The organism is Mycobacterium palustre, assembly GCF_002101785.1.
GTDB classification, from domain to species: domain Bacteria; phylum Actinomycetota; class Actinomycetes; order Mycobacteriales; family Mycobacteriaceae; genus Mycobacterium; species Mycobacterium palustre.
Genome location: NZ_LQPJ01000065.1, coordinates 24,270 through 31,414 on the forward strand (window position 1 = coordinate 24,270; position 7,145 = coordinate 31,414).

Here is a 7,145-nt window from a genome sequence, read left to right on the forward strand (position 1 = left end):
CCGGTCGAGTAGTCTTTGTCACGTGACACTGGATGTCAAGCGTCGGCCGTCGAGATCGTAGGAAAGAGTTCCACAACGCGACGTAGTGGCAAATTACGCAGGGTGATGTGACATCCGACACTTGACGTCGTCTGTCACGGCGGCTAGTCTCGGACTAGTTATGTGCATCACAGGGCGTCCTAGGCGCCGTCGCGCCAGTTGCGCAAGAATGTCGGCTCTACGTACAAGCAACCCGACGACATTCCAGGGGGTGTTCCGCTGGTCCGGTCGACCTTTTGTGCCCGAGGTTCGTTTCGATCCTGTTGATGACGCCGGGCGCCTTTAGTGGCAGCTGATACCAGCGGTGAGCGCCGACGAGACCGGCGGCAGATACCAGATGAGATCATTAAGGCCGCTCGGCAGAAGTTTCTGCGCTACGGCGTCAACCGAACCACGATGTCAGACGTTGCGCGGGACGTTGGACTTTCTCGCCAGGCCATGTACGAGTACGTGTCCTCACGCAATGATCTTGTCGATGCTGTGCTGCTGCAACGTATCAGGGAGATCGCCGAAGACCTCAGACCGTTTTCTGGTGCGGGCATTTCGTTCACGGACGCTTTCATCGATACCTCGGTCGCGGCCATCAACACTGCGCGAAGCGATGAGGAGTTGATGAACATCTTCACGACCGGACCGAGTGACCGCGTCCAGGATGTGGTTGCGGGACCATTTTTGGAGGTTCACGAAGTCGTTGTGAACCTATTGGGGCCGATCCTGCAACGCGGTTTGCAAGCTGGTGAACTGCGCACGGACAAGACCCAGGACGAGTTGATCGATTGGATCCGCCTCGTCTATCTCATCCTGATCAATCAGAGCACGACCGAGACGCCAAACATCCGCGAGATGGTAGCCGATTTCTTGTTGCCGTCAATTATGTTCTCCAGCAACGCCCCCCGGCTCAGGAAGGCGCGCGGGCGCGGTACCTCACTCACCGACACGAAAGGTGCGCTGTGAAACTCGTCGCTGCCGGTATACCGTGCTCGCATTTGGTCGAACGCGACCATGAGCTCTGGTCAATCAACGCGGCGATGGACTCAGCGGCGGCGGGCAGCGGAAAGCTTGTTGTTGCCGAAGGCGCGAGCGGCATGGGTAAAGCGGCGCTGTTAGATTACGCGCTGGAGTACGCGCACGCCACGGGCATGAAGGTTTTACGCTGCGCTGTATCGGAATTCGAGACCGATTATGCATTTGGCACCGTGCTAACTCTCTTCCTCAACTATCTGTCGGGACTAGACCGCGTCGCGCGTGATGGCCTGTTGACGGGGCGTGCAGCTATCTGCAAGTCGCTCTTCGACCACACTGATCGCGCTCTGAAGCGGGTCGTCGACAATGATCAATTTCCATTTATCGATGGCCTGTACTGGCTGACCGTTAACATCACCCACGACGGGCCCGTCATCGTCTTGATCGACGACATCCATTGCGCCGACCGGGGCTTCGCTCCGGTTCTTGACCTACCTGATCCGCCAACTGGACACGCTGCCAGTTGCCATCGTTGTCACGCCGCGTAGCGGTGCTATCGAATGTTGGGGTTGGCGGCGTGGGTGGTGCCAGACAAAACGCGGGCCGTGTCGAGACCGTGGGCTTCCGGGAGACGACGCCGGATGCCGGGAATGACATTGGACCGCAAGCAATATAACCATGAGCGCACCGCTACTTGAACGCCACAGCGAGCTCAATCAGATTGCTAAGTCACTTGAGCACGCTACGGCCGGCCACGGCAGCGTGACGTTGCTGGATGCACCTAGCGGTGCCGGGAAAACAGCGCTCATCGCCCAAGCGCGTAACCGCGCGATGGCCAGTGGGATTGCCGTGCTAGATGCGTGTGGCTCCGAATTGGAATGGAACTTTCCTTTCGGCACAGTGTTGAGTTTGATCGACAGCTGGCTCGCCGTCACCGAGCCGTCGCAACGCGAGGGACTGTTAGCAGGGCAGGCTCGACTAGCTACCCCGTTGTTTCCTGTTGCTGATGCCGCACCAACCGCGGATAGCGGCGACGAGTTCGCCATCATCCACGGCTTATATTGGTGGATCGTCAACCTCTGCGATAGCAGCCCAGTGGCGGTGATAGTCGACGACGTGCACTTGTGCGACGATCCATCTCTGCGATTCCTTAACTATCTCGCCGCGCGCCTCGACGACCTGCCCGTTGCTCTTTTCCTGGCCGTCCGCTCGGGCGATGTTCGGGCCAACGCGCCGCTGATGACGCACTTAGCTCACCTAGATAACATGACGGTCATCCAACCCCCGGCATTGACCCAGGCGGCGGTAGCAACCCTATTGCGCTGGGAGGAACCGCAATTGGCGCTTTCGCCTGACACCGTGCGCCGCTGCTGGATCATCACTGGCGGAAACCCCTTCTTGGTGACTGAGTTGTCGGCGACGATCCGCACCGAGGGGCACCAGTGGCTTGACGCCAACCTCGATCGCTTGGATAGCTTTGCCCCCCGCACCGTGCGAAATCGAGTTCTATCGCGCCTAGGCCGACTTGGCGAAGGCGCATTGCGATTAGCTCGCGCCTATGCGGTGCTGCGCAACAGCGTCTCGCTACCGCTGGCCGCACAAGTCGCCAACATGCCAATGCATATTGCAGTCCCGCTACTGGACCGGCTTGACCGTGCACAGATTATCGCCGCAGGACCGCGTGCGAATTTTCGGCATCCCATGATTCGCTCAGCGGTCTATGAAGCCATTCCTCCGTCTCAGTTGGCAGCAACTCACAGTCGCGCTGCAGCACTGCTGAGGGACAATGGTGGAAGCGCCGACCTTATCGCGCGTCACCTGTTGTCGGGATTGCCGACGACCGATACCTGGGCCGTCGACATTCTCATCGACGCAGCCGCTTCGGCGGCGCGAAAAGGGTCCACCGACACCGCAGTTCGCTACTTGCGCCACATTATTGACCTACCAGTGCCAGACGAGCGCCGTATCGGTTGTCTTGTCGACCTGGGGCTTCTCGAGGCCGCGCGAGGTGGCACCGAATCCGGAGTTGCCCACCTCGAGCAGGCGTTGGACCTGATGCATGATCCTGTCCAGAAGTCGCGATGCCTATACTCATTGGGCTCTACGCTCTATCGTTTCGGCCGACACTCCGACGCCGCGATGGCATTCGAACGCAGTGCGCGCTTAGCTGAACATACCGACCCCGATCTGGCCCTGGAAGCGGAAGGGGCGTGGATATTCGCTTCCTACTACCTCGATCAAGTGCTATCGCGGGCGATGGTGCGCTTAACGGAGCTGACCGAGAACATCGACCGGCAAAACCTGCAGTCACCGGGTCAGCGGGTAATCCTGGCGATCGCTGGACTACGGGCGGTGATGTCCACACCACCGGTGGACGATGGGGCGGCCATGGCCGTCGAAGCGGTTCGTGACGGGGTTTTGTTGCAGCAGCCGACTTTCGCCAGCGCGGCGGTGAACCTGGCTATCTTGGCGCTGGTGTTTTCTAACCGTCTCGAAGAAGCCTCACGCGTTGTCGACCAGGTGATCGCTGAAGCTCGCCGGCGCCAGCATGCATCCATCGCCTCCGAGGCGTCGTTTATTCAGTCGATCGTCGACTTCGCCCGTGGTGATATCACCGATGCCTGGATGAACGCCCAGGCGGCGGTTGATGGTATCGCCGGTGGCTGGTATGGGCTGGCGCCGATGGCGCGCGGAACCCTGGTGCACTGTCTGTTGGAACGAGACGACATCGTTGAGGCCGAGACCGTACTCAAAGAGGCTGAGCAAATTCCACTAACGACGGATTCACAAGGGCTGTGGTCGTGGATTCATATGGCACGGGCTAGACTTCATGCGGTTCGTGGCGACTACCAAGGAGCGCTGCAAGCCTATCTGGCAACGGGCCGGACCCTTAGCGTGTTCGACGCAAAAAATCCGGCGATCCTGCGGTGGAGGTCGGGAGCCGGAGTGGCGGCCAAAGCTGTCGGTGATGAGGCCATGGCGGAGGAATTGATCACCGAGGAGCTGCGCCTGGCCGAGGAGTTCAAATTGCCTCGTGTGATCGGGCACGCGTTGCGGGCTCGATCGGGTCTGCTGGACCGCTCGGCGCGCATCGTGACATTGGAGGCGGCGCTGGAAATTCACGAGCAACACGGCACGCCCCTCGATCTCAGCGAAACTTTGTTGGATTTTGGACGGGCTCTGCGGCAATCTGGTAACCGCTTGGAATCGCGAGCGCCTTTGAAGCGTGCCATGGAGTTGGCCCACCGTCACGGTGCGTTCGCGATCGCCCGCTGCGCCCGCGATGAATTACTTGCCAGCGGAGCAAAGCCGCGGCGTGCCTACGCCACCGGTTTGCACGGTCTTACTCCCACCGAATTGCGAATTGCCGAGATGGTGGCTCAAGGGCTGACAAACAGGGAGGTGGGGGAGTCGCTGTTTCTAGCGAAGTCGACCGTTGCATGGCACCTCCGTCATGTGTTTCAGAAGCTGGGGGTCGAATCTCGCGCCGAACTGCCCGCAGCCTTGGGGAAGACGCGCGCAGGCTACCGAAGTTGATTCGCGCGTGGGCTCGGGTCGCGGGCTGGGGCCCACGGCCAGCACGCATAAGGGGATAAAATCCCCTCACCCTCGGTGGGTACGTTGATCTGCCCCAGGGGATTGAATGAATCACAGATGTTCGAGCGGGAAGGACGGAGAAATCAGGTGGACCAGCGATTCACCCCGACCACCCACCGGCTAGCCTTATGGGCCGGCGGGCCGGTCATGACGGTGCTCTACATCGTCGGGTGGTTGGCTTTCGCGCAAATGATTCCCACGCCTAGCCCGAGTTTGACAGCCCAACAGTTGGCGGCCTATTTGGTTGATCACAAGCCAGGGATCTTGTTCGGATGTCTTCTGATGATCGCCGGGTGCGGATTGTGGGGAACGTGGGTGGCGGCGATCGCGGTGTGGACGTACCGCACCGAGGTACGTTTTCCCGTCCTCACTTTCACACAGCTGATCTGTGTCGCCGCGGGTCTCACCTTTTTCATCTTCGACACACTATTTTGGGCGGTCGCTGCGTTCCGCGCCGGTCAGACTGATCCCCACATCACCCAACAGTTGTGGGACGTGGGCTGGTTTGGATTCCTGTTCACTATCACCGTGTACATCGCCTGGGCAGTTGCGTGGTCGATGGGCGTTCTGCTGAACCCGCCAGAGCACCAGATCTTTCCGCGATGGGCCGGGTTTGTCACACTGGGCTCGGTCACTTGCTGGTCACCTGGTCTGCTGATCATCTTTTTCAAAGAAGGACCGTTTTCTTACTCCGGCCTGCTCGCCATGTGGCTGCCGATCACCGAATTCTTCGTCTGGTTGGTGATCATCGACGTCTACGCGCGCATAGCGATCAGGCGCCAGGTTCGGCTCAGCCTGCAAGAGGGCCAAGAGCGGGGCCTTGAGTACGGGCTCTACCCGCCGCCAGACGATGGCGATGCTCTTGAAGGCCTGTCACCTAACGGCAGCGGCCTCGTTGGCTCAGCGCTAAGCGCCTCGACATTGACAGCGGCAGATCCGAAGTAAAGTAGGAGAAGGCATTGACCATCGACACCGAACGCGGACGCCTGGTGGCGGCACCGGCAGTCCATGCGGCCGAAAGAAGCAACGACCGCAAAACCGCGATCGCCGAACGCCATTGGGTACCTGGCGAGGTGGGCATCTGGGCGTTGATCTTCACCGACCTCGGCGTCTTTACTGTCTATTTCATCGACATCATGCTCCAATGGCGTCAACATCCCGATCTATTCGCCCGCGGGCATGCCGCCGTGAGCCTGAGTGCCGGCATACTTAATACATTCTTTCTGTTGACGGCGTCCCTATGCGTCGCCCTAGGCGTTCAGACGTTGCGAGAGGGCAAGGTCGATCCAGCGCAGCGATTGTTCGTCGGCGCAGGCCTTGCGGGCGTCGCGTTCATTGTCAACAAGTACTTCGAATGGTCGGCAAAGCTCGATCACGGGCATACCCCGCTGACCGACAACTTCTTTCAACTCTACTTCATCATCACTGGTATTCACCTGCTGCACGTGTGCATCGCGATGACGCTGTTAAGGTTCATGCGCCGCAAAGCCGCCCAGGTGGTAGGTGAACCGACACCGGACCAGTCCCGCTTCGTCGAGAATTGCGCGACCTACTGGCACATGGTCGATCTGCTCTGGCTGGGAATCTTGGCCCTCTTCTACCTGATGGGATGACGTTAATGACAACCGTCACTGTCGACAAGCACAAGGCCTACGTGGTTGGCGCGTGGGGAGTGCTGATGGTTCTAACCGCCGTGTCATGGTGGCTCGGCTCTGACCACGATATGGCTGGGTTGGGTAGAGACTTCGCCATGATCAGCATTCTGCTGGTGACCATCGCCAAAATATATGTAGTTGGGCACGCTTTCATGGAGCTGCGGGAGGCGGCACCATGGCTGCAAAACCTATTCCGTGGATGGTGTCTGGCATTGTGTACTACCCTATGCGTCCTGTACCTGTCGATTTGAAAAAAGCTACGCGCGCAATGAACATGCATGCATCCCTGGCCGAACCGGCCGACGCGGTGATGGCGCAGCTAGCATAGGCGGCTCATTTGGAGTGCATCTGGCCGCTGCGGGCCGGCCACGCGATCCGTAATCTCTGATCAAATGCCGTTCAGCACAAGGATTTAAGGCTTGGACCTCGATATCCCCAACGCTGCGCTTGGGTCGTGGAAGCTTGCCAAGCCGGTGGTTGAGTTGAGTCGCGTTCGACCCCCTGAGATCGGAGCGCGGCGCAGGCTCAGGCTTGTTCCATTCGAAAAACCCCGACAGAGAAAGCCATTGGCTTCGCGCTCCACCGTTCGCCGACTGCCGAAACCTGCTAACATCGACCGACTCGACTTGCGCCCGGAGCCGGCACGCGCATACCTCGGTTCATTGGGTCCGCTGCCCGGCGCACAGGAGTACGCCCTCCGGGTACCGACGCCGGTCATCAATCGGCGTTGACGTAGTTGCCCATCTCGCGTAAGTATGGGACAACGTCGGTGGCGAACGTCTTGAGAATCTCACTTGATCATGACCAGGCCCATGGTGAGGTGAGCCCGTCTTAGTGGTCCAGTCGTTGTGGGAATCTGTTGCCCGAGTGTTCGGGCAGGAAGAATCGACG

6 protein-coding genes are annotated in these 7,145 nt (G+C 59.6%); all 6 read left to right on the plus strand.

Annotated elements, in window-relative coordinates; all coding sequences use genetic code 11:
* Positions 1 to 324 precede the first annotated feature (324 nt).
* Entirely contained in the window at positions 325 to 993 is a 669-nt protein-coding gene (locus tag AWC19_RS05635) for a TetR/AcrR family transcriptional regulator (RefSeq protein ID WP_085077091.1), read from the plus strand.
* On the plus strand, positions 990 to 1,550 hold the full coding sequence (locus AWC19_RS05640) for an AAA family ATPase (RefSeq protein ID WP_085077092.1): 561 nt from the start codon (positions 990 to 992) through the stop codon (positions 1,548 to 1,550). Before AWC19_RS05635 ends, AWC19_RS05640 begins: the two co-directional genes overlap by 4 nt.
* Positions 1,551 to 1,680: 130 nt before the next feature.
* A complete protein-coding gene (locus AWC19_RS05645) occupies positions 1,681 to 4,539 on the plus strand; it encodes an ATP-binding protein (protein ID WP_085077093.1) in 2,859 nt (952 codons plus the stop codon).
* Between the two features lie 147 nt (positions 4,540 to 4,686).
* Positions 4,687 to 5,544, plus strand: a complete 858-nt coding sequence (locus AWC19_RS05650; protein ID WP_142281015.1) for a hypothetical protein — start codon at positions 4,687 to 4,689, stop codon at positions 5,542 to 5,544.
* Positions 5,545 to 5,558: 14 nt separating this feature from the next.
* Positions 5,559 to 6,212, plus strand: coding sequence for a cytochrome c oxidase subunit 3 (locus AWC19_RS05655; RefSeq protein WP_085077095.1), 654 nt, complete (start codon positions 5,559 to 5,561; stop codon positions 6,210 to 6,212).
* 5 nt (positions 6,213 to 6,217) lie between these two features.
* The gene (locus AWC19_RS05660; protein ID WP_158090839.1) at positions 6,218 to 6,505 is read left to right on the plus strand and encodes a cytochrome C oxidase subunit IV family protein; all 288 of its coding nucleotides are present in this window, start codon (positions 6,218 to 6,220) and stop codon (positions 6,503 to 6,505) included.
* Positions 6,506 to 7,145: the final 640 nt, after the last annotated feature.